A 23,827-nucleotide genomic window follows, 5' to 3' on the forward strand; every position below is an offset into this window, starting at 1 on the left:
CCCGGTTGGATTGCATCAGGCGCGGCGGGCTTCGCCACCCAGAGTGATGAGCAGCACCTCCCAGCATCCTGCAAGCCAAAGCGTTACAAGCAGCATCGAAAGCCGGGCCCGCATCGGCAGGCCGCATCGCTCGCCAGCCAGGGTCTTGAAGCGGCGCATGGTGTCGATCGTCAGTCCCGCCCACCAATGTACGGGATTGCGGCGGTTCCGCTTCATCATCATGCGACCGCCGATGACCCGTCGGGCCTTGGAACACAATTCCGGTACGGTAGCCCGGGCCGGATGAAGGACCAGCGCTTCGGGGGCGAAGACGACCGGATAACCCGCGGCCTGCAGGCGGCGTGTGAGATCGAAGTCGCCGCCGGATTTAAGGTCGCTCCTGAAACCGCCGACCGCCTGAACGACGGCCCTGCGGCAAAACCAGTTGGCGGTGCAGGCTGCGCCGCGCGCAACGTTTCGCTCCTGCTTGAAGGCGAAGATCCGCTCATAGGCTTCGCAGACGGGAGACGACGTGGCCATATTCTCCGAGAAGAGTTCGATCCGGCCAGCTACGACGGCATCTTCCGGATGGCGATCGAGGGCCTCGAGCCCTTTTGCCAGCCAATCCGCGTCCACGGTACAGTCAGAGTCGGTAAATGCGACATATTCACCCGTGGCTGCGCCCAGACCCAGATTCCGCGCTGCGTAGGAACTTGGCCGAGGTTCGACCAGGACATTCACACCGGTATCGCGAGCGACCTTCGGCGTTGCATCGGTCGAGCCATTGTCGACAATGATGATTTCGTAGTCGCTGTCCGGCAAGGTCTGCTGCTGCAGCGACCGGATGCAGCGCTCGATATCCGATGGTCGGTTCCAGACGGGAACGATTACGCTGATGCGCGGAGCTGGAGCGTGAGCCGCTTCGTGGCTGGCAGGTTCCATTTTCGGCACGGGATGATCCAGCTGTGCGTCGTCAATCATTCAAACCCCCTGGTAGACAGCGTTTCTATGCAAGTATCTACTCTTCCATAACGAAGCGTCTGCTGATGGGGCGGGCGACCTCAACTAAACCTAAATCCGTCCTCAAGCCTAGATCACGTCAGTGAGTGAAAGGAATCGCAATTTATGAATTATTGTGCCCAGAATTTACTGGGCGATCTGAGATTAGAGGCGATATTCTGACAGACCGTATCGCATATTTACATCAAATCGATGATGGTAAGATATTGAAGTTATATATATCGAAAGATTTTAATCGCCTGAACCGGCTCAGTAAATCACTCGAAATGGGTATGATCCCTATGCCCAGCGGCCGAACGGCAAGCGCGTGCTGCCTGCCCTTATAGTTTGCTCACCACTTTCGCCGCGGCGTTGGCCTCGACGCTGAGCGCCTGCGCGTAGCGGGCCGGTTGCTGCGGGCTTTTCCACCGCAGGGCCTGCATGATCCCGGCGAGGTCCTGCCCGCTGGCAAAGAGGTCCTGCGTCAGGCCGACGCGGGTGGAGTGGGCTGTCAGCGACTTGCGCCAGTGATCGTAGTCGGCATCGGATATCTCGCCCAGCAGGCCAGCCTCGCGCGCAGCGTCGAGCAGGGCGCGATAGACGAGCGTGACGGATTGCGCTGTCATTCCTGCGCCTGTGGTCCAGATGTCGGCGCCGGTCCTGTCGCGGCTGCGGTGAAAGCGGCGGAAGACCGGGCCTTCGCTGTAGCCCGACGCCGTGCGCCAGTCAGCGAGGGCCGCCATCGTGCGCGGCGAAAGATACGCGTATGTGCCTGCGCCTTCCTGGTCCGACTTGGATCGTGTCACGAAAAGCCTGCCGGCCCCGCCGGAGCCGTTCTCGATGTGGAGCCAGTGGACGGCAACGATCTCGGAGCGCCGCAGTCCGGTATCGAAAGCAAGGCTGAGCAAGGCGCGGTCGCGCTTGCCCTGGAGCGTTTCGGGCGCGGCGGCAAGCATGGCTTCGACGCAGACGCCCATGGGACCGGCGGCAGCCAGAGGATCGGCCACATCACCCTTGAACCGCAGTCCACGCGCCTGCTTCTGACGAACACCCAGCGCACGCCGCTGCGCCTTGAGCTCGAGCCGCACCAGTTCTGCCCGCGTCGGGTCTGGCAAGTCAGCCAGCCCATGTGCCCGGGCAATCGAACTGACGTAGCGCGCCAACGTCGCCGCCTTCTTGCCCGCCGCCGCCTGATCGCGAAGAAACCGCGCAATCGCCTCAGGCGCCGCTGGCAATGTCGCGGCGTCATTTGCTGCGGCCCATTCGGCAAAGACTTTCAGGTCCGCCCGAAGCGCCCGCCAGGAATTCACACTCATCGCCCGCCGCGCCGCGTCGAGAACGTCGTCCCGGACGGATGGAACAGGCTGATCGGATGAGGAAATGAGCTCGGACATATGGGCTGCAAACCTGCCCGTCCCGGCCGCAAAACGCAATCCCACTAATGATACTATGCATTATCGATAGTACGAAAGTTAGTGAATTCTCGTTGTGCAAAGCCTCAATCAAATACAGTCACTGGCCCTACTCCGCGACGGCATTGACATTCTCGCTTACGCGCGCAGTCTTTGCGAGGAGGTGCGTCATGAACAGTGCTCAAATCTGGGATGTCGACCGGATCGTCGCGGTGAGAATATTGGCTGCAATAGGCGTCGAGGCGTCAAAGGAGAATGTCGAGGCCATCGCTCCTCATGCTGCCGCACATCGACTAGATTCTGCTTATTGGGCTGCGAAGCGCGTGCAAATTGCCAACTTGGAGCGACTGGCTGAACAGCTTCGATCCGATTACCGGGCCCATGAAACGGCTTGGTATGATGGTTTCCAAGAAGCTGAGGCTTGCGTCGCGACGACCACGGCGGATGAAGCACTTGGGGTTGCTACCACAACACCTCAGACGGTTGCCGAAATCGTAAGGTCTCAGATTAGACGCGCAAAAGTGAAAAAAGCCCTATATCTTGAGCGTTCTTGAGTGCATCTAACTTTTTCTACAATCGTCCATCAACCAAGATTGTACTTTTCCCGCCCCTGCAATTTTATCTAATCGAAAAATTGATCATCGAGCATGCTGATTGATAGACGCGGGGGAGGTCGCTCCGTTGGAGCACGGACAACATCAATCAGTCTCAACTAGGTCTCTTCACCTTCAGGTCTTCGATCACGCGCGCGACAATGACCATATGTTCTGCCCAAGAGGGGTTGTGCCATTTTGGCAAACGTTGGAGTTGCGCACGAAAATCCAAGCCCTGCACCGCGTAGTCCAACACGGCGGTTCGCCAGCTTGGTCCGTCCAGCGGGTCGAGAAACCTCGGAATCTCGCCACCGACTTCGCGAAGTGCATCGAGATCACTGCACAGCGCGGGCGTACCGACTGACAGCGCCTCGGCCAACGGCATGCCGTAGCCTTCCGCGAATGAGGGCATGACGAGCGTCCGTGCGCCCCTCAGCAGGGCGGAGAGTCGGGCGTCCGGACAGTTGTTGATCTCCTCGACGTGGCATTTCAGCGCGGGGCAACGCTCTAGGAGATCCACGACTTGTTCGTTTTCCCATCCCCTGCGGCCGACGATGACGAGGCGCGGCACTTCGCTTGCCGGCATTGTCTCGGCGAGGTGGCGCCAGAGGTGCAGCAGGAGCAGGTGGTTCTTGCGCGGCTCGATCGTGCCCAGGCACAGGAAATAGGGGCGCCCGTCCGGGGATGGTTCAGGCGCCGCCGGGGCGAGGCGTTCGGTGCCGAGCAACGCGACATGTATCGGTGGTGGGGCAATTCCGTTGCCCTCCGTTTCGATCCAGCGGGTCAGCGATGCACCCGTCGCTGCGGAGTTGACGATGACAGCGTCGGCCAGCTCTGCGACCGTATTCATGCGGCGGCGATGCTGCTCTGCGCCTGAAGGGCGCGCGTATTCGGGGAATTCGATGGGGATCAGGTCATGCACCATGACCATGAAGCGCGCCTGCTCGCGCCGCAGGATCGTGCGCACCTTGTCGGTATTGATCAGGTGGTGGGGCGAGACCTGCAGGTACACGGCACCGGGTGCGCTGCCGACACCTCTGCGGGTCGGGAGCAGCCGGACCAGCCATGGCAACACCGAGGGCAGCGAGCGCTGGCGCGGATTGTCGTCCTGATGCGACCAGCGCTGCTCCAGTTCGTCGAGATAGGCGAGCGCAGCCGAACGCCTGAGGCGTCCGTAAACGCCAGTGGGATGAACCGCCGCAAAGGCCAGGTCCTCACCGTAGATACCGAGCAATCCGCGCGCATAGGCCATCTCTACGCGGTCGACGCCGGAGGGTGTGGAATAGCGCACACGCGAGATCAGGCGCGATATATCGAGAATTACCTGGGTCACGGTCCCTCCACCCTACCGAAAGGTGGCCATGAGCCGCCCTTGCAAGCGACGCAAGGGTTCGATCCAACCCTGCCGATTCGGCGCGTACCTGTGCACGATACGGTCGACCAGTACTTCAGCAGGGCACGGCAGTCCGGTGATCGGGTCGAGATAGCGCGGATAGAGCAGCAGGACGCCTGCAACCAGCGCATCGAGCGAGAGGCTGCGGCCACGGCGCGCAGGCACTTCGCCGAGATCGCGGGTGAGACCCCAACCCGCGTAGAAGGGCGTACCGTGACAGGTCACATCAAGCCCGCGCATGAGCGCTTCGAAGCCGGTGAGCGACGTCAACACGTGGACGGCATCCACCGCACCCAACAGCGGCGCCATGCCACCTTCGCGCACGATGCGGTCGGCATAGCGCAGGGCCTCGGCATCGGCGACTGCCCCCACGCGGTGTCCGGCATCGACATCGGGATGCGGACGCCACCAGATCTCGGCCTCGGGCTCGAGCGCGCGGACCCGGCGCAGCAGTTCAAGGTTAGAATGCAGCCCGCCGCCGCCTGCAATCACCGACATGTCGTCTTCCACCTGCCCGGGCACCAAGACCACGCGGCGGCCCGGCTCACGCGTGGGCAGCGCGCTTTCCGAACCGGCGGCGTACTTGCTGATGCCGGCAGATACGATGGTCTCGCGCAGGGCTCTGGCCCGCTCGATCAGCGCGGGCGGGAACTCGTTCGTTGCAAGGATCGCCTCTAGGTCGCTGGGGCGTGACGGGTCGAAGTGGATCCCGCGCCGGTCGACGACCACCGAGAGCGGCGGGACGAGATTGCTGCCCAAGCCGACCGACCGCACGAAGCCGTCTTCCACGCGCACCAAGGGCACCTTGTCCTTGCGGGCCTGTGCGAGCAGTCCGGAGGAAATGCGCGAAGGCCAGATGGCAACCGCGCCGTTTTGCCTGCGCGCTATGGCAAGCGCACGGCCCGATCGCGAGACGAGCTTCAGCTTCTGGCCCGGCGCCCAGAGGAACCGGCGGATCTCATCGCGCTTCCACCATGCCATGCCGCAGGCCGCGGCAATGCCGCGGTTGCCTTCAAGCACCCGACGCCATTCGGCGAGCAGTTCGACGGTCGCGCCGAGAGTTGACGCAGTGTCATGAAAGGGGTCGCGATAGCGCGTCGCTCCAAGCCTCTGAGCCGCGCACGCCTGCAGTTTGGCGGTGTCATCGCCCGGTTCGCCAAAGGCGCCCGACGACAGGACCTGTACAGGCACGCTGGCGATTGCCGCGATGGCGACCCATTCGTCATCGCCATGGGCCGCCAACGCGCTCGCACCGTCCAGCGCCGACCAGGGATCGACTTCGGGGCGGAAGTTGCCGCCCTCGCGGCGGGCCAGTGCTTCGAGCGCCCGGTCCAGCGCCTTTTCCCCATTGCCGATCCAGAGTGCGGACCGGCGTTGTTCCGGATCCAGGCCGGCCAGCAATTCGGCGATCTCGGCCCTGTCGCGCGGGCGCAGGACAGTGCTGGCCGGGGCGGCGAGGTCTGCCGATGGCGCCCAGAATTCGCCGCCGACGCGTGTCTCGCGAATGCGTGCGAGGAGAGCATCGGCTGCCGGTTTAGGGAACTCCTGCATCGCGCGGGCGAGTGAAACTGCCGCGTCCTTAGCCGGAAATGGCGGACTGCGCAGCAACGGTAGCGCGGGGCTCAAGTGCGTAAGCTCCGATTCTCGCGGATTAGATTCAGTTCTCTTTCACTATGAGCTCGCGCCAGATTAATTCGCGCGACAACTCTTCTTTGAGCTCTTCCAGCAGCAGAGTTATGGCCATAGTGAGTGATCGGGAACATCTTGTGAAGCGCCTAACCCACTCGGATGCACTCGCAAAGAGCAATCGTTCGCATTTCGCGAATGCTATCCGAAGAGCGTTCCCCCTAGAAATGCTCCGCGTCTAGCCCAGGCCAGCACTCACAATATCGTGCATGTGTACAGCTCCGATAAGTCTGCCAGCTTCCACAACGAATAAGACGGACACAGACCTCTCGTTCATTATGCGGAGCGCTTCCGGCAAAAGAATATCGCTGGAAACAGTCACCGGGTTGGTCGACATGTATTCCCCGATGCTGTCTGACATGCTGTTGACTACGATACAACGGCGTAGGTCGCCGTCGGTGAAGACGCCAACAAGCATGTCGTCTTCATCCACCACAGCTGTACAGCCGTAACGCTTGCGGCTCATTTCTAACGTTGCATTGACTAGCGTAGCGTGTCTGTGGACTCGAGGAATGGCGTCCCCGATCCCCATGATCTCCGACACAGTCGCAAGTTGTGCACCGAGACGGCCGCCTGGATGAAAAACACGAAAATCCGACGACGTGAAGCCACGCACCTCTATCAAGGCCACTGCGAGTGCGTCTCCCAGAACGAGCTGCAATGTAGTTGAGGACGTAGGTGCAAGTGCGTTGGGACAAGCTTCACGTACGACCGGAAGCTGCAGGCAAATGTCAGCAGCTCGGCCAGCTGTGCTTTCGGGGTGCGCAGTCGCGACGATCAACTCAACGCCATAATGCCGGCAGTAGTGGAAGATATCGCTAAGTTCTTTAGTCTCGCCAGACCACGTGATTGCTAGAACGACGTCGTTGCGGTCGATAATTCCAAGATCGCCATGACTCGCTTCCCCCGGATGAAGGAATAAAGCCGAAGTACCGGTGGAGCGCATTGTCGCGGCGATTTTTCGAGCAATGTGCCCACTCTTGCCCATACCGGTTACAACAATCCGTCCGCGAGTGCTTGCAAGCGAATGGATCGCTTTCTCTAGTGCCTCACTCAAACCGGGGCTTTGCAGCGCAGCACGCAAGGTTTCCAATGCCTGCATCTCGATGTTTAGCGTCTTGAGAGCGGACGCGGCATATTGCGTTTGCAAAGCTTCAATTTTCATAGAACCCCCTGAAAGCTTGCATTTGTGAACCACCCAAAAAATCAAGCTTTATATTTAGTTAATGTGTATTACCAACTCATCTTGTCTGCTCCGGTTCTTGATGTTGCAGGAACTAGCGAGCAACATCAATCCGGATGAGTCATGAGGTGCAAGTTTAATACTGCGCCGCAGCATACTTACCAAAATCGACACGAGCTAGAGGTTTCAAATATTTAAGCTGAGTTAAGCGGCCCTGTAGCAGCGCAATTATGGGATGAGGTGCACCTCATTTGCGATAATCGGAAGGGGTTTACAAAGGCGACAGCGTGTGGAAGCTGCGGCACTCCAATGGCCTATCTTTGCTAGGAAACTCAAACGACTGACGGATTGAACGAAAAATTATGAGCAAAATTGCGGATAAAGACCTGCGAGCGTTCAATCTGCAACAAGCTTGCCAGCCCGCTCGATCGCCTTGCGGATGTCCTGCACGAAGCGCGAATGGCGCACGCCGAACATGAAGAGGTTCTGGATCAGGTTGCCCCGCCAGCGGCAGGGGCGCTTGATCTGGATGAGCAGGACATAGCGATCCTCGTCGGTCTCGTTCCAGACCTCGTGATTGAACATGTCGTCAAACAGGAAGGACTGCCCATCCTGCCAGTTGAGGACATGAACGGTTTCGCCCTCCTCCACGTGCATGCGGCACTTTTCCCACTCCCGCGGGGCGCGCAGCGTGAGATGGTAGGTCAGCATGCCCTTGGTCATGCCCCAGTGCCGGGGGATATGGCCACCTGCCTCCAGCACCGAGAAGTTCGCGGTGACGAGGCCCGGCACCTTGTCGAGCAATGACGCAGTAAGCGGCGCGCGGGCCGCATTGGCCTCCATGCGATAACCGTAGCCCTTGAGGAAGAACGCGCGCCAGCGCTTGTCGGCGGCAATGCGGCCGTGATCGAAGGAGATGTCGCCCAACGAAGGAATATCCTCCGCCCGGATCCGCACGGCCTCGTCGCGGATGTCCTGCCAGCGTGCCTCGAGCTTGGGAATCCAGGCGAAGAAGCCCTTGTCCTGAATGGCGCTGTCGGGGATCTTGGAATCGCGCATGATCACCCGATCGATCTTGGGCCGCAGCTCTTTACCGATCTGGAACAGCGACTTGTTGACGAAGGGGATTTTCCACCCGCGGGAATTGAGTGTCTCGTTCCAGTTCAAGAACCGGCTCCATAATCGCGATCATGCTTCGAACGGGCGCCTATACCCCATCGCATGAGATTTTCCATGACTGCCCTCGTCTTGTCCAGAGCAGTGGCGCTTCTGAAAACCACAGATGGGCTTGCCATGACCCCATGCTTGGCGGCAATGGAGGGTGATGCACAGCACCGAGAGGGTCCGGGCATGACGTTCCGGGCCAAGGCAAAGACGATCCTTCTGTCCCCGATCTGGGCGGTGCAATTGCTGACGTCTGCCAAGAGCTTCCTCGACAATCCGCTGATCGGATCGCACCGGCTGAACAGCTGGGGGCTTCACCGCGGCCGGGTCCGTCTCGCCGATGCGCTGTGCCGCTGGCGCCGGCGCCGCCTTGCGAGGTATCTGCGGCCGGACTGGCGCGAAGCCTTCGAGCGCGACGGTTTCGTAGTCGTGCGCGATGTCGTTCCGCCTGCAGAGTTCCCCGCCCTGCGCGCCGCCCTCCTCGCCTACGAAGGCCCTGCGCGCGAAATGCGACAGGGCGATGCGATCACCCGCCGCCTGGCTATCGACGCGCAGATGATGGCGGCCATTCCAGCCTTGCGGCGCCTGCTCGCCCGCAAGGACCTGATCGCCCTGTTCCACTATGTCGCGGGCTTTCGCACCACCCCGCTGCATTACATCCAGACGATCGTCAGCCACTGCGGCGGCAATGAGCCCGACCCGCAGGAAGCTGTCCACGCCGACAGCTTTCATTCCTCGATGAAGGCATGGCTGTTCCTCAATCCCGTCTCGGTCGAGGAAGGCCCCTTCACTTACGTGCGCGGTTCCCATCGCTTCGACAAAGCCCGTCTCGACTGGGAGAAGCGGCGCAGCCTGCGCGACCCGAAGGCCATAGACCGGCTCTCCGCCCGCGGCTCCCCGCGCGTCTCTCCGCAGGACCTGGAGGACATGGGCCTCGGCCAGGCCGAACCGCTTGCCCTGCCCGCCAACACCCTGGTCGTGGCCGACACCGGCGGATTTCACGCGCGCGGCCAGGCCGAAAAGAGCGGGGAGCGCGTCGAGATCTGGTCCTACGCCCGCCGCAACCCGTTCCTGCCCTGGCTTGGCGGCGACCTGCTCAGCCTGCCCGGCATTGCCGAGCGCCGCATAGGTTGGCTCTGGTCCTTCCGCGACCGTTTCGAAGCCCGCATCGGCCAGCCTTGGAAATCGGTAGGCCAGCGCCGGCCTATTGACGCGTCCCATGATGTGTGATCTTCGTAAGCTGCAAGCAAATTGATTTAAGACAAAATCTGGTGTTTTGTATTTGTCCAGCGTTTGAATTGATCAGCATTGTATGCTCGAGTTTATTCTTAATAGCACTGATGCTGTTCGCATACTGTTGAGTTTTTGCTATTAGCTTGCGATAGTGGGGATTCGGTTCTCAATATTTGGAACGCTTCTGATCCGCATCGCCGGCAGCGCGTAGAGAGCGGAGGCACATAAATGTGCGGTCCTGCAGCCTCTGGTGCGATGTCCATATTCCGACGATGCGTGGACGCAGCATTCCTCTACAGACCTCTTCGCGGTTGCAATTAGCCCGGAAATCCGACTATGCGGCGGGGGTCATCTTTGCCTAATCGGGCATTGTGTTCTAGAGGAAACCGCGTGTTCGAATTGGCCAGATTCCGTCACCGGCCTAGCCGGCTGTTCACCGCTACCGTCATCATTCCCGTCGCTCTTTCCTCCTTATACTTTGGCCTGCTGGCCAGCGATGTCTATGTTTCCGAATCACAATTCGTCGTCCGTAGTCCTGAGAAGGGCAGCGGTGCCACAGGGCTGGGAGTTCTGCTCCAGAGCGCTGGCTTCACAAATGCGGGCGAAGAAGTCTTTACTGCGAAGGCTTATGCGACCTCACGAGACGCTCTTCGAGCGCTCGATAAGGATGGGGCATATCGCAAGGCCTATTCGCGACCTAGCATATCATTCGTCGACCGCTTTGCCCCCTTCGGATTGCGTTCGTCATTTGAGGATTTGTACAACTACTTTGGTAATCATGTTCGCGTTGATGCTGATGCGACGTCTTCAATCAGCACGTTAACCGTGCGCGCATACACGCCCGAAGATGCCTACCGGTTCAACCGCCAGTTGCTTGCAATGAGCGAGGCGACGGTAAATGATCTCAATGAGCGTGGGCAGCGTGACCTCGTGCACTATGCTGAGGTCGAAGTGGCTTCGGCAAAAGAAGATGCCGAAAACGCGGCATTAGCGTTGGCGCGTCTGCGCAATACTTCGGGCATGGTAGATCCTGAAAAGCAAGCTGACGTCCAAATGCAAATGATATCTAAGCTTCAGGATGAATTGATTGCATCAAAGACCCAACTCACCCAACTTAAGGCATTCGCGCCGAACAATCCCCAAATACCAGCGCTCAATGAGCGGATTTCAGCCATCCAGGCAGAAATTGACGAGCAATCGGGCTTACTCGCAGGCGGGCGCAAATCGCTGGCTAACTCGGCGGTCCAATTCCAACGGCGAATGCTAGAAAACGAATTGGCCCAGAAGCAACTTGCAAGCGCGCTCGCGTCTTTAGCGGACGCAAAGAACGAGGCACGCCGCCAACAAGTATACGTGGAGAGGATCGTCTCGCCTAACCTGCCGGATAGCCCGGTTGAGCCGCGCCGCCTGCGTGGCATCATGGCAACCTTAGCAATCGGCATTGCTGCATGGGGCATTCTTTCCATGCTGTTGGCGGGTGTGCGCGAACATGGAAACTAGGAAATTGGCGCAGACCAGCCAAACGTCACTAGCGACTTCGCTCGCCATCCAGTGGCGCGTGATTTGGGCTATGATTCTGCGCGAGATGCTGACTCGCTACGGGCGCAATAATATTGGCGTGCTTTGGTTATTCGTGGAGCCGATGCTATTTGTCGCCGTGATCACCGGCATTTGGTCAGCGACCCGATCAATCCACAATTCCGACATTCCGATAGCCGCATTCGCGCTCACCGGATATTCCTCGATGCTGCTTTGGCGCACACTGCCGGGTCGCTGCATGGGCGCGGCCGAAACTAATAAGACTCTGCTGCACCACCGCTACGTGAAAGTCTTGGATATTTTCATTGCGCGGATAATTCTGGAGCAAGGCGCCGTCACCACAAGTTTTGCAATTCTCGGTGTGGTCATGGCGATGCTCGGTTGGCTCGATCCGCCCGAAGACCTGTTGCAGCTTTTCGCGGGATGGCTGTTGCTTGCTTGGTTCGGTGCGTCGTTAGCCCTAACGCTTGCTGGACTTGCGGAGCGCTGGGAGGTCATCCAGAAGTTTTGGTCACCCTTCTCGGTGATCCTGTTTCCTTTTTCAGGTGCTGCGTTCCTTGTTGATGCGCTTCCCGAGAAGGCACGGAATGTCATCCTCTACCTACCTATGGTGCACGGCGTAGAATATATCCGTGAAGGATTTTTTGGTACCCGGATGGTTGCACATTATGATTTATTTTACTTGTTCGTGTGGAATGTATCCTTGACGCTTTTTGGCCTCGCTCAAGTGCGGCGTATCGGTACGGATCAGGATCTAGCATGATCGATTTGATCGATATAAAGAAGCAATACAAGACGGGCGCAGGTAAGCTCACCGTATTTGATAACGTCAACCTAAAGGTTAGCCCCGGCGAACGGATTGGCGTAATGGGACGCAATGGCGCCGGAAAATCCACGTTGGCGCGCATCATTTCGGGCGCCGAACGCCCCACGTCGGGCCGTGTTGAACGCAACATGACAGTTTCCTGGCCGCTCGCGTTGAATGGTGGATTCCACCCGCGCCTTACTGGCGCAGACAATTTGCGGTTTATTTGTAGGGTGTACGGTGTAGATTTTGACCCGCGGATGGATTTCGTAAAGGAGTTTTCTGAGCTTGGACCATTCCTTTACGAGCCTACCGGCACCTACTCTTCAGGTATGCGCGCTAGGCTAGCTTTTGCCATTTCGATGGTCATCGATTTCGACTGCTATCTGATTGACGAGGTCACTGCAGTTGGCGACGAGCGGTTTCGTGACCGTTGTGCAGTGGAATTGTTCGAGAAACGCGCTGACCGTGCAATGGTCCTAATATCACATAGCCGGCGTTATCTTGAAGAGGTCTGCAACCGGTTCCTACTGCTTCACAATGGCAAACTCGAAGAATTCGGGAGCTTTCGCGAAGTTTATCACGAGTATAAAAAGATTCTTCAGAGCGCGAGCAATCCACTCATCGAGTGAATCACGCCCGACACCCCTATGGAAGGATGTCGGGCGTCTAAAGTGACTCTTAGGGACTATTCTAATTCTCGACCAATCCCCGCTCGAATTCGCTCCGAGCCCAAGCTACGAGCTGGGCAATACCACTAGCCGGGGCGACCTCAGGTTTCCAAACTCCTGTCCTGAGTGTGCGGTGAATATCAGCAACAGCATAGCGAATGTCGCCTGGACGGAAGGCACCATTGACCGAGACATTTTGCTCATCAAGTCCAAGTTCTCGCATGATGAGGCGCGCCGCAGTAAGGATTGCTGTGGGTTCGCCAGTTCCAATGTTGAAAGTACCGCCTAGCAGCGCTGGTTCATGGCACCCAGCGACGAAGGCCGCGACGACGTCATCGACGAAAACGAAATCGCGATAGATCTCGCCGTCCTCGTAAACGAAGATTGGTTGGCCACGCATGGCTTGGTTCGCGAAAATAGACAGAACTCCAGTATAGGGGTTCCGCAGCGATTGGCCCGGCCCATAAACGTTCTGCAGACGCAAGATTACAGACTGCCAAGGCGCGGGTGTCTGCGCCAATAGGTATTCCTGCATGAGCTTGCTTGACCCGTAGACAGAGCCTGGCATCGGCGGGACGTCTATATCAGTAGGTACAGGCTCAAGAGGCGTTCTATCGGCTCCATAAACCGCGAAACGTCCTTCGTGCATAGCTTCAAGATCTCGCGGTGCTGGCACCACAATTTGACCGCTGTTGGTGCGATAAGCACCTTCACCGTACACGGCTCTGGTCGCAGCGAGGACGAAACGCTCTGGTGGGGCCGCTTGGTCACGCAATATTTCGATGAGTTGGGCCGTCCCCACCACATTCACTTCAGTGTAGCGTGTTGGCTCGTCGGCCGATTGGCCTGTTCCGGTCTCGGCGGCGAGATGAACTACGACTTCAGGATTGCTTGCCTCAACTGCAGCCTTCATTGTCGCTTTGTCGCGGACATCACCGACCACTAGGCGAGCGGGAAGGTCGAGGCGCGGGCTCGAGCCGTGGACCTGCTCCAGCAGATTGTCGTAGATTGTTACGTCAGCGCCCTGCGCAGTAAGCGCGCGAGTCAATCGTGAACCGATGAAGCCTGCGCCACCAGTAATAAAGATCCGCTTGCCCTGAAGTGCCTCAATGCGCACGTTCGCAGTCACAGTGCATTCTCCGAATTAGTTGCGGCCCGGACTTGGGCCTCGTCAATCTTTCCGAGCACCTGATCTCGTAGGCGTTCGACAGAATAATCGCGCGCGATCTTTGCCTGTGCGTTTAGAACAAGCTGGTAGCGCAATTTAGGATCATTGCAGAGCATATGCATGGCATCACACCAGCCTTCAGCGCCGTCGATCAAGATACCGCAATCATCGGCACAGCATTCATCATAGGCCATACCCGCTGTAGCGACCACTGCGGCGCCGACCGAAGCATATTCCACCCACTTGGTGTTCGCTTTGACGACATTGAAGTCCGTGGTTGCCAGGGGGCAAATTCCAATATCCCACTGACGCTCGGCAAAAGCTGCCAGAAAAGCTGAATAAGGACGTACGGGCGGTACTATCGTGACCCGTTCTGCGAATTCGTCGAGTTCAGAAGGCTTCGGAATCGATCCGAATAGCTCGAACTGGATATCAGGCCTTTCCCGCAGGAACCGCACCAACTCTGGAAGAACTAGTTCGAAGTCGTGTGCATGGTCAAATCCCATGTAGCCGACCTTGTGCACAGGGCGTTCGACAGCAGGTGCGAGAATTTCGGCTGAACAATAGATTGCGCCGGCGGCCATGTTTGCAGTGTCGAAACCAAGTCGGCCAAAACGCTGAAGCAGCGGCGGAGTCGAGCAGTAAACCAGATTAGCTTCGCGTAGCAGCGTACCAACTGCATCCAGCCTTTCTGGTTTGTTGTGTTCAAAATGCTTCGCTTCGCCAATTTCAATTGGCACATTGAGAAGATCATCGTCGATATGGAACATAATTGGAACTTTATGTTCACGCAGTTCGCCAATCATCTTTTCCGCAAATGGCCCACTGTAGCGACAGAATACTGCGACGTCTGGTTGAAATTCCTGAATTTGCGCCGAAATCCAATCCTGCGCGGGTCGCGGGTTGGGTTCCTTTTTGCCCAATATCCGGCGCATTTGCGCTTCAGTTAGCAGGCGTGTTTCGATCACACCGGCATCAATCAGGGGTTGCAGTGGCTTGAAGAAGCCAAGCTGGAGCGTGGGAATTTCCGAGTTAGCAACAAAGAGTATACGCCTTGGGGCAGGACGACCACTCACCATCCAAAGGAGATTGAGAAATCGTTTCCTCACTTCATCGTGATCGACGAGAATTCCAGTTTGTTCCAGAAACGCGGTTTGACGCAAAAGGAATGGTGTCGGATTAGCGATCGCGGCTTCGGCAAAGGTGCACCACTCCTCGAGCGAACTCACCCGGGCAAGGCCGGCGTAATTTCCAGTATCCAGTTGATCTCCACCATCATGCCACACAGCAGTTGGGATCCCAGCTAGAACCATATCTATGAGCACGGATGACGGAGCGGAAATACCATAAGCGTAGCGCGAAAGATCAACCCGGTACATTGGTTCGTTTTCCAACACGACGTTGGGCGGAAGCTTCACTCCATTGCGGATGACGTATTGGCCCCCGGGATGAGGCCGCAAGGCGACACTGCGCCCTGCGCGATCCATCGCTCCACTGAAACCGAAGAAGGTATCCATGTAACTGGCCTTGAAATCGCCAGCTATGTTCATCCGTACCGAATGTAGATTTTCACAAATGAGCCCAGTCGCTGCCGCTGGCGTCGGCGAGCGAGGACTTTGATGCCCTGCTTTAAGCCGCGCGCTAGGTCCGGTCACCATAAGCTTAGCACGTTCGGTCGGACGGAGATGGTGCAGATGCTCGCCGTCCATCCAGCTGCAAACGATGTCTGCAGCAAATCGAATGTCCTCGCCGAAAGCCATCGACTGCTCTCGGTTCTGCAAAAAGCCTACACATTCGTAACCGTGCTGAAGGGTTACCTTCAGAAAGTCCGAAGGAACGAAGCGGAAAATTCGATGGCTGGTCGCATGGGCATTGAGATCAGATTCGCTGCCGGCGAACAAGATGCCACGTTTCGACGCAAGGTATGAGTAGACTTCGAAGTCACTCTGGAAGTGGAGAACACTTGCTCCCGTTGTCTTGACCAATTCGCTTAATTCAGTCGCCCATAGGCCTTGGCTATCCCGATCGGTAAAACGTTTAGATACAAGTATCGAGACAGGCATATCGGTCTCGAAAGCTGCCAGACAGGCTATAGGCCGCAGGATGTTAAAGTCCTGGAGTAGGTCTAGGATCAGAACGACGTGGGCACTTTGCTGCATTAGGGACACGCTCGGTTTGCTTGCTTTTCAAGCTCTCTGGCTTCGCACAGGAGTGGGTTCAGTTCGGAATCGATGAAATCGAGAGGTCCGAACAATTCGGAGTAGATTGCCCTTACATGGTAAGAGACGCGCGGTTGTAATGCCATTCGGGTGCCGGTCATGCCTTCGCGTGGCATTTGTGCTAGATGCGCGAGCGCTGGGTCGATAGAAATGCCGAGATCGTCTGGAAAGAGTTCCAGTACGAAACCACCGCGCACATCTTCGATCGGATGCACGCAAGTTCTTGCCTCTGGCCTTAACCAGTCTGTCGCTCGCGCATTGAGGCGGATCGAGACCCGGCCCGCTGATGTAAAGACCGAAAGATGTGCGTCACAAGCTATACCGGTGGGCGTGACTGGAGATGCCAGAGAGAGCCAATCGCGGCGTTGTGCAAATTTGTGGATGGCGCCCGTTGTGCGCTCTCCATGAATGATAGCCAGTCTCGGTTGCTCTGGGGGCTTGGTTATGCCTGCGATGTTAGTCCCGATTGGCGAGTTCACCGTTTCAAGAAAAGTGCACAAAGCCGCTGCTTCGACATCTGGATTGGACAGTTTGTCCAGCTGCTCACGCAACGCTGAAAAGTGTGATCTAGATACGCGCAGATTACCTTCGTTGAGGTCTTTTATTAGGGCCTCGGGCCGGTGATACAAGAAGTCATGGAGTGGGGCGTAGAGCGGATAACCCGCGCAGAGCACCTGTGTGCCTCCGGTCAATGCTGTAACGGCACGATTGAGTGACTTGGCTATACTGAAGCCTTGAGCATTCACAGGAAGGAACGCGACGAGGCTGTCCTCAAGGCAGGCAACTTCGCGTGCTTCGGTCCATTCTTCTACTGCTGGGCGAAACGGCAACCTGCGCAGCATTGCCAGACCACCCCCGTCGAGCGCACGCAAGTTTGTTAGCACTTTGAGATCGACTTCGAAGCCCGTCGTTACGAACGACTTCAACAGCCGCCCATAACTTACCAAGTCATGCAGCCCGACGGGAAAATTCGGATTGTCGCCCATCCCGAACCAAACCACGCGAATTACCCGTGTCTCTAAGGCCCTACGTCGCTTATTCTCGATTACCGCGGCCAAACGATCAGGCTCGAAGGTCGAAAAGGGATCGTTTAGAACGTGCCCTGGGGTGTCTCCAAAATAGGTTTTGGCAACATGCTGCATTCGTGGTGTAGAACACAGAAAGAAATCTGAATTATGCGCCATCTGCTCGAGCCAAAGCCGCTGCGGTGCGAAGCGCGCATCACTCAACTGGCTGAAGTAATCGTCGAATAGGTCTACCCCAACGCGCGCACCCTTAGCGCGCAATTCACGCGCAAGCGCCAGTCCGCGGGCGTCTTGGATCTTGCTGAATAGATAGGTGACGCTGGGTGAGAGAGGTTCCTCGGCACCAAGGCTATCGATTGTTGCAACATCAATCGAGCAGCCCAAGCGAGCCAAAGCTGGTCGCAGACGCTGATAACGGATTCGGCTCCCTGCTGAAGCTAGAAATTGGGCTGATGAAGCCAAAACTGACAGTTTCACTGCCGGAAGCTCCGGAGGCGGAGTGCTGAATGTAGGACCGTGCTTTCTTCAATTGACGCATGCTCGCACCGGGGCGCGCTTGTGGTTGCCGCAACGGTTGTAAGACATAAGTTTGCCAAGCCCGCGTTGCACAGGCTCAGTCCGAAACCTAAGTCATCTTCCCCAGCTGCACCGGATGCGATCAGGTGGGCTGCGTCAACCATTGCGCAGCGCAAATCGGGCGCAACCACTGGTAGTACTGCGGGCAGCGAATAGTCCGCGAGGTCCACAACAGCGAAGCTAGAATTTCCTTTAAAATCAATCATCTCAATCCAGCCTGCCGTTAGGTGCACATGCATCCTACCCTTCGCGCCCACTAATTCGCTAACCAGCGGGCATGATGCCGAGCCGACCCCCTCCAACTCGCAAGCACTCCAGAGCAGGTCGGCAACGCGGGCGTCATGAAGTACCACCGTCTCGTCAAGCACAAGTACGCGACCGGCGCACTCACCGGCATTGGCGGCCTGGAGCGCTTCTGTTAGCCGCCGCGTTCCCATATTGCGAGAGACGGACACAATCTGCATCTTGTCTGCTAGTCCTTCAGGCACCACCGGGGGACTTGGTTGCTCTCCGGGGGCATGGCAGACGATAACTGATTTTATATCAAAAGCTTTACGCAGTGAATCGATCGAGAACAGCACCGCCGAAATATCAATTTGTCCGCTAGTGGCATCGACAATGACTGAGAGCGGTCGCGCTTCTGCTGGCACCTCTAGCGGGGCCGAAATGTCCGCAACTCCGGAAGGGAAGAAGGCTTGGACCGCGACTGGCGGGGTCTCAGGCCAATAGATAGCCAAGTCGACCATGCTGGTGGCGCTCAAACCGGGATCACCGACGATGTCTCCTTGGAGTCTTGGCATCAATTTACCCTGTGGGGGTGTGAGGCGATCGATCAGTTCTGCATCTTGAAGGTAATCGAATCCGTGAGTGGCGCTACCTGCTACTGCGCTCATGTAGAGCGTACGGCATGCGCCGCCAGCTAGGTCACCCTTCGTGGCGAAAAGCGCGCCAAGTGTCGGCACGGCGCGGGCCGCGAGCACGAGGCAGGCTCCTGCGGGACGCGCCGCCGCTGGGCTCCCGAAAGCAGCAACCTGAGCTTTGATCGCAACGTTCGAGGAGTCGTTGACGCTTCCTGAACGCACTGTGACGTTCATGCCAAGGTCGTTTATCAGCCAGTTAAGCAGATCACTATCGAGCGCAGGCTCTGTCCCGTCAGCTCCGTCGATCCCAATCTCAATGTGAGAGAGCACAGTGGGCGGGCCTCCAGTTGAGGCCGCAATATGCTTATTAAGTAGTTCCAAGGACCGCTCACGTGCCGCCACCAACATTCCGGCGTCGCAAGATGAGGTAGCGAGTTCACCGAAATGTACGCCGCCGCGGCAAAGTGATGGAAAGACCAGCAGCGTGCTGTCGACGAGATAACCTGCCGTATCGATCAGCGTCAGCAGCAGTGGCGCGAAGTGCGTCCGCAGGTTTAGGCGTACGATAGTTTCGCCTGTCCCCGCCCCGCCAGCTTCGCCGCAATCGAACCAGCCTCCAGAAGCATCGGGTTGGTAGGCGCGTAGGACTACCCCGGTCGTGCCAGGACTTCCGCGAAGCCGGAGGTTCAATTCGGTCAGGTTGGCGAACCAAGCATCAACTAATGTGAGTTCACCGCCATTCAGCGCGAGCCGCAGTGCTTCGGTCGCTGTTTCCGCGGGTGGAGGCAATCCGACGGCATCTGACTGCGGGCCCATTAGCCCCAGCCACGCACCCCATTGACACGCAGCCAGCGCGCTGGAGGCTGCTACTTGGCTCTTCCCGCACGCGACTTGGATGTCGCCGACCATCACGGGGGAGTCTGTCGCAGCACCGGCTGCTTCGCCTACGGCGGCGATATCGCGATCAAGATCAGCGAAGGACGATAACGATGAAAACGAGAGACTGCGCGCTAACCAACGACTTGCTTTGCTAGATCCTAGGCCGATAGTACGAAACGCTGAAGCGTCCGGCGAATTAATTAATCCGCTGCCAGCCACATCTGAGTTCTTGTCACGACTACCTTTTCGCGGGATACTAAAATGGGTTGTAAACTCAGGAGAACGTTTTGACGCAGCGTGCAACTCGGATCTAGAATTGGGGCCGTTTGTACGGATTGTGCCTGCCGGGGCATCGGCAAAAATTCGCTGTCGTTTCGAATCTGCAAGCGACCGGATTTCGCGTCCTTCACCGCGGCCGTGTTCGAGGTAATGCAAGAGTGGATTGACGCCCGCCTCGCGAACGTCCGGATTGATTTCGAGATACCAACGCGCATCGAAATCCGGGCCTGGCGAGCGACCTTCGGCTGCTCCGTGATCGAGATAGTGTTCGGCCGGATCTAGGCCTTGAATGCGTACGTCCTCATACTTGGACAGATACCACCAGCCATTAAACAACTCTGTCGTCCGCAGCAGTTCCAGTTGATCGGTGCGCCGCCGCGTGGTGAGGGCGCCTGGTAGGCGCAGCCATAGTCCGACCCGCATTGGCAGCGACCCCTCAGCTGCGGGCGGACTAGAACGTGCATTTGCGATTGAGAGCTGAACTTGAAGGCTCTCGATTTGCGTCTCGAGCTTCCGAATGCGTTCATCACGTTCCGCGACTCTTTTCGCGCGATCTTCACGCAGATGCTCAATTGCAGCTTGCCTCTCTGCTGCGACGCTCTGCTGCTCTTCAAGCTTCAGGCCGATCGCCGTAATCTCCGAGCGCAACTCATCGAGCTTAGCACTCGAGGCTTTACGCGCCTCAATGCTGAGGCCATGTTCGACGCGCAGAGCTTCGAGCTGGGTCGTGCGCGCCTCGAACTTGCGCGCATTTTCATTGGCGAGTCGCGTTTTGCGGTCGCAATCCTGTTCTATTTGGCTGAGCTTGCTGCGAGCCTGTTCCAGTTCACGAACCGTACCGTCTAGTTGGGTTAGTTCACGTTGAAGCGCTGCAATCTTCTCTTCTCTGCGAACTTGATCAAGCTGGGCTTCATGAACTTGCGCTAGCAGTGTTTCGCAATCACGGCGAGCCGCCTCGAGCTTCGCCTCGAGCCGTTCGCAGGTGTCGAGAGCCGCCTTACGGTTCGCCTCTGTCGCAACAAGACGCTCTTCTAGACGGGCCTGCATGATCCGTGCATCTTGACATTCTTTTAACACCCTAGCCTGAGCGGCTTGGAGAGCGCTTAGCTTGTCAAGCGCATCTGCGAGGGCGGCTTGGGCTACTCCTTGGCGTTTCTCGGCATTGCTTTGCGCAACATCGGCCTTTGCCTCGGCCACCCTTGCCCTTTCTTCGACAGCCTTAAATTGGGCGTCTCGTTCCTTGTCGTGACTTTTAAACCGACGCAGCTGACTGCCCTGGTGCAATGCAAGCGAAACCGGCTCTCCCAGTAACGCGAGCGCCCGGTCTAGTTCTTCACGTGAGCGGTCAAGCGTGGGACGATCGCCCGCGACCTCACCTTCAAGAGCCCACCGCGTAAGGATCGCATAGACATCAGCTAGAAGAGGCGTCAAACCCCGTTCCGATCCCGTTGTCGGATCCAATTCACGTGCGTGATGACGGTGTGATGCGGAAAGGAAGCCGGAAATCTCGCCATCAGTCTTAAGCGATGCACGCGGCCAAACCAGATCCAAAGAGGTTCCGATCCGGGCGGTCACGTCACCGGCATTCTCGAGGAGGCGATCATAAGTAACGAACACGCGAGAAATCGCACGGCTCGCTGCTTCTGCGTCAAGAACGTAGCGCAGCCAAAGCAGTTGGCCGATCGACAAATCGAAACCATTACGAGCATGCAGTGAAGCGGCCACCTCAAGGGGGCTACGCAGAATTGAAACGACCCGAGTTGTGACACCGAATTGGTCGAGCACGTCGAGCCAAAATGGCATGAGCTTGCAGACTCTTGGATCCTTAAACACAAAGAGCGGAGAGTCGCCGAACTCGTCTTTAAGAAGCCGGACTGCCCTTTCACGCATCTCTTGATAGCGTGACGAATGATACCAAGCAGGTGACACCGGCTCGGGACTGCGCCAGTCGGTGCCTGCCGAATCAAGCACTATATCGCCCAAGCGCGCTGCAGCCTCAGACTCCCAGTGCCCGCTGGCATTGCTGACCTTGTTTGCCTCAGACCCTTCCATCAACGTTCGCGGGAGGTCCGCACCAAGAAGCGACAGGACTCGCGCCAGTGCTGAAGTACCGCTACGATGCATCCCGGCAATCAATAGGCAGGTGCGCTCGGGATGCTGGATCTCACTGGAAGTTGACTGCTCGATTCTGTCCTGTGACCGCGCCATTAAATACCTTGGGAAAATTTTGTCGGGCAAGCCTGTCGCTTGTGGTCGTTTTTGGCTAAACATGCAAGGTAACGGTCGGGCTTTTGAACGGCCAATGCGGCAAAGGAGCGGATGCCTGCTCAAGCAGGATAGACATTATGCGAATTGTGTTTTTCGGAGATAGTCATGCCCATGCGCTCATTCGGGCGTTAAATAAATCGGGCGATCAGAGTGGTTTGACTGCTGTGGATATCCGGAGGATTGAAGACGGGAAAACTAATAATAAGACGATCCTCACCAATCTGGCGCAATCCTATCCAGCAGATCACCTCTTCTGCTGCTTGGGCGGGACTGAATATAACTTGTTGGGTCTTATTGAAGCCGACGAACCTTTCGATTTTCTGGTGACGCCGGATGACACCATTCTTCCGGATCGCAAGCCGGTACCGAATGGGGTAATACGTTCGGCTCTGGCTGCCCGAATGCGCTCCGCTCTGGGGCGCATGAGCGAAGTTAGGGCCCAGTATAGCTGCCCCTTTACTTGCGTGGCGCCGCCGCCGCCTTTCGCCCACATCGATGATACGGCAAGCCTGCCGCGCGCATTTCTGCCGCACTTGACCAAAGGTATTGCCCCCGCCAGCGTTCGGAGGAAACTTTACATGGTCCAGATTGGCCTTCTCGAGGCGCATTGCCGCGCTGAGGGAATAGGCTTTTTGCCTGCTCCTGTCGCTGTTCAGGACGTCGACGGTTTCCTACTCCGGAACTGCTGGAGGAACGATCCTACCCACGGCAACGCAAGGTACGGCGCCGCTGTCATCGGACAAATGAGGGACTTTCAGCTTGCCTAACTCACATCCCTATCGTGGCTGCCCCGATTACCAGTTCTGGCGCAAAGAACCGGCGATACAAGAGCCCCGAGCGTTTGATCCGGTAGTTTCGCCAGCGTTTCACATCGCACCGGATGACGCCGTGGTCACCGCAGGCAGCTGTTTCGCTCAACACGTGGCAAGATATCTGGCATCCAACGGATTCAACTTTCTAGTCACTGAAAGGCTCAATTCAGCCTTCGATCCAAAGTTCGCAGCAGAATTCAATTACGGTTTGTTTCCCGCCCGATACGGCAATCTCTATACGGCACGTCAGCTAAGACAGCTCATCGAGCGCGCCTATGGAATGTTTGGGCCGGTATGCGACACTTGGGCTGCCTCAGACGGCAGCGTGGTTGACCCATTCCGACCGCAGATCCAACCCGGCGGGTTCATTTGTGCCGAAGAACTTGCTCTCGATCGCGCCGTTCATCTCGCCGCGGTGCGCAAAGCCTTTGAGAAGATGAAAGTGTTCGTCTTCACGCTCGGCTTAACCGAAACTTGGATGGACCGCCGCGATGGCGCGGTCTATCCGCTCGCGCCTGGAGTAGCGGGCGGAGAATTCGATCCCGAAATTCACGTGTTTCATAACTTTACAGTCGAAGAAACAGTGGCCGACATGCAAGCTTCAATCGACTTCATCCGAACGCGCAACCCTGGCGTTCGTATTATTCTCACCGTATCCCCGGTCCCACTCAATGCGACCGCCGTAGATCGACACGTGTTTACATCAACGACTTATTCTAAGGCAGTCTTGCGCGTGGCAGCCGAGGAGATTTGCCAACGCAATAAGGAATGCGACTACTTTCCTTCATATGAGATAATCACCTCGCCGTATGCGCGCGGACAATATTATGCAGACGACTGCCGCGAAGTCCGGCCAGAAGGCGTTGAGCATGTGATGTCGACATTCCTTCGGCACTACGCTGAAACAGGAGCCAGAACAGTGACGCGTCAAACAAAGTCCTCGACTTCGCCCACATCAACTGTGCCCGAAGCGCCATCAGTTGAGAAGCTCCTGCAAGTCCTTTGTGACGAAGAAGCCATTGATAATGAATGACGTTGCCCGCCAACTACCAATAGCAGAACCGTTAACACTATTGTGTATGGC

17 protein-coding genes are annotated in these 23,827 nt (G+C 57.5%); 7 read left to right on the plus strand and 10 right to left on the minus strand.

Going from position 1 to position 23,827, the window contains the following annotated elements; translation table 11 throughout:
- Positions 1 to 15 precede the first annotated feature (15 nt).
- Positions 16 to 960: a glycosyltransferase family 2 protein gene (locus tag B5483_RS21190; RefSeq protein WP_079731895.1), complete on the minus strand. Its 945-nt coding sequence runs from the start codon at positions 958 to 960 to the stop codon at positions 16 to 18.
- Between the two features lie 359 nt (positions 961 to 1,319).
- Positions 1,320 to 2,372 (minus strand): tyrosine-type recombinase/integrase, encoded by a 1,053-nt coding sequence (locus B5483_RS21195; RefSeq protein WP_079731896.1) that lies wholly within the window; start codon positions 2,370 to 2,372, stop codon positions 1,320 to 1,322.
- 188 nt (positions 2,373 to 2,560) lie between these two features.
- Between B5483_RS21195 and B5483_RS21200 the strand changes: the two genes are divergently transcribed.
- Complete coding sequence (locus B5483_RS21200) at positions 2,561 to 2,944, plus strand: hypothetical protein (protein ID WP_079731897.1); 384 nt, start codon at positions 2,561 to 2,563, stop codon at positions 2,942 to 2,944.
- Positions 2,945 to 3,098: 154 nt separating this feature from the next.
- Here the strand turns inward: B5483_RS21200 and B5483_RS21205 are convergent, their stop codons facing one another.
- The 4 genes from B5483_RS21205 to B5483_RS21220 all read right to left on the minus strand — a co-directional run bounded on the left by B5483_RS21205 (position 3,099) and on the right by B5483_RS21220 (position 8,412).
- Positions 3,099 to 4,316 (minus strand): glycosyltransferase family 4 protein, encoded by a 1,218-nt coding sequence (locus B5483_RS21205; RefSeq protein ID WP_079731898.1) that lies wholly within the window; start codon positions 4,314 to 4,316, stop codon positions 3,099 to 3,101.
- A 12-nt stretch (positions 4,317 to 4,328) separates the two neighbouring features.
- On the minus strand, positions 4,329 to 6,002 hold the full coding sequence (locus tag B5483_RS21210) for a capsular polysaccharide export protein, LipB/KpsS family (RefSeq protein ID WP_079731899.1): 1,674 nt from the start codon (positions 6,000 to 6,002) through the stop codon (positions 4,329 to 4,331).
- A 238-nt stretch (positions 6,003 to 6,240) separates the two neighbouring features.
- Complete coding sequence (locus tag B5483_RS21215) at positions 6,241 to 7,227, minus strand: KpsF/GutQ family sugar-phosphate isomerase (RefSeq protein WP_079731900.1); 987 nt, start codon at positions 7,225 to 7,227, stop codon at positions 6,241 to 6,243.
- Positions 7,228 to 7,641: 414 nt separating this feature from the next.
- A complete protein-coding gene (locus B5483_RS21220; RefSeq protein ID WP_079731901.1) occupies positions 7,642 to 8,412 on the minus strand; it encodes an aspartyl/asparaginyl beta-hydroxylase domain-containing protein in 771 nt (256 codons plus the stop codon).
- A gap of 183 nt (positions 8,413 to 8,595) precedes the next feature.
- Here B5483_RS21220 and B5483_RS21225 point away from each other — a divergent pair, with 183 nt between their 5' ends.
- The 4 genes from B5483_RS21225 to B5483_RS21240 all read left to right on the plus strand — a co-directional run bounded on the left by B5483_RS21225 (position 8,596) and on the right by B5483_RS21240 (position 12,618).
- Positions 8,596 to 9,639, plus strand: coding sequence for a phytanoyl-CoA dioxygenase family protein (locus B5483_RS21225; protein ID WP_079731924.1), 1,044 nt, complete (start codon positions 8,596 to 8,598; stop codon positions 9,637 to 9,639).
- 393 nt (positions 9,640 to 10,032) lie between these two features.
- On the plus strand, positions 10,033 to 11,142 hold the full coding sequence (locus B5483_RS21230; protein ID WP_176168160.1) for a KpsE/RkpR family capsule polysaccharide export protein: 1,110 nt from the start codon (positions 10,033 to 10,035) through the stop codon (positions 11,140 to 11,142).
- 4 nt (positions 11,143 to 11,146) lie between these two features.
- Positions 11,147 to 11,944 (plus strand): ABC transporter permease, encoded by a 798-nt coding sequence (locus B5483_RS21235; RefSeq protein ID WP_245829504.1) that lies wholly within the window; start codon positions 11,147 to 11,149, stop codon positions 11,942 to 11,944.
- A complete protein-coding gene (locus tag B5483_RS21240) occupies positions 11,941 to 12,618 on the plus strand; it encodes an ABC transporter ATP-binding protein (RefSeq protein WP_079731903.1) in 678 nt (225 codons plus the stop codon). The genes B5483_RS21235 and B5483_RS21240 overlap by 4 nt, the downstream gene beginning before the upstream one ends.
- 61 nt (positions 12,619 to 12,679) lie before the next feature.
- On the opposite strand, the gene B5483_RS21245 is transcribed toward B5483_RS21240, so the two are convergent.
- The 4 genes from B5483_RS21245 to B5483_RS23005 all read right to left on the minus strand — a co-directional run bounded on the left by B5483_RS21245 (position 12,680) and on the right by B5483_RS23005 (position 21,901).
- Complete coding sequence (locus tag B5483_RS21245) at positions 12,680 to 13,786, minus strand: NAD-dependent epimerase/dehydratase family protein (RefSeq protein ID WP_217698237.1); 1,107 nt, start codon at positions 13,784 to 13,786, stop codon at positions 12,680 to 12,682.
- Complete coding sequence (locus B5483_RS21250) at positions 13,783 to 15,726, minus strand: glycosyltransferase family protein (RefSeq protein ID WP_176168161.1); 1,944 nt, start codon at positions 15,724 to 15,726, stop codon at positions 13,783 to 13,785. The genes B5483_RS21245 and B5483_RS21250 overlap by 4 nt, the downstream gene beginning before the upstream one ends.
- Positions 15,727 to 15,983: 257 nt before the next feature.
- On the minus strand, positions 15,984 to 17,546 hold the full coding sequence (locus B5483_RS21255; RefSeq protein WP_139384110.1) for a hypothetical protein: 1,563 nt from the start codon (positions 17,544 to 17,546) through the stop codon (positions 15,984 to 15,986).
- On the minus strand, positions 17,543 to 21,901 hold the full coding sequence (locus B5483_RS23005; RefSeq protein WP_139384111.1) for a hypothetical protein: 4,359 nt from the start codon (positions 21,899 to 21,901) through the stop codon (positions 17,543 to 17,545). Before B5483_RS23005 ends, B5483_RS21255 begins: the two co-directional genes overlap by 4 nt.
- Before the next feature lie 107 nt (positions 21,902 to 22,008).
- Here B5483_RS23005 and B5483_RS21270 point away from each other — a divergent pair, with 107 nt between their 5' ends.
- Both B5483_RS21270 and B5483_RS21275 read left to right on the plus strand, forming a co-directional pair.
- Positions 22,009 to 22,698, plus strand: a complete 690-nt coding sequence (locus B5483_RS21270) for a hypothetical protein (RefSeq protein ID WP_139384112.1) — start codon at positions 22,009 to 22,011, stop codon at positions 22,696 to 22,698.
- On the plus strand, positions 22,691 to 23,776 hold the full coding sequence (locus tag B5483_RS21275; RefSeq protein WP_079731909.1) for a GSCFA domain-containing protein: 1,086 nt from the start codon (positions 22,691 to 22,693) through the stop codon (positions 23,774 to 23,776). Before B5483_RS21270 ends, B5483_RS21275 begins: the two co-directional genes overlap by 8 nt.
- Positions 23,777 to 23,827 lie beyond the last annotated feature (51 nt).

This window comes from Novosphingobium mathurense (assembly GCF_900168325.1).
GTDB lineage: Bacteria > Pseudomonadota > Alphaproteobacteria > Sphingomonadales > Sphingomonadaceae > Novosphingobium > Novosphingobium mathurense.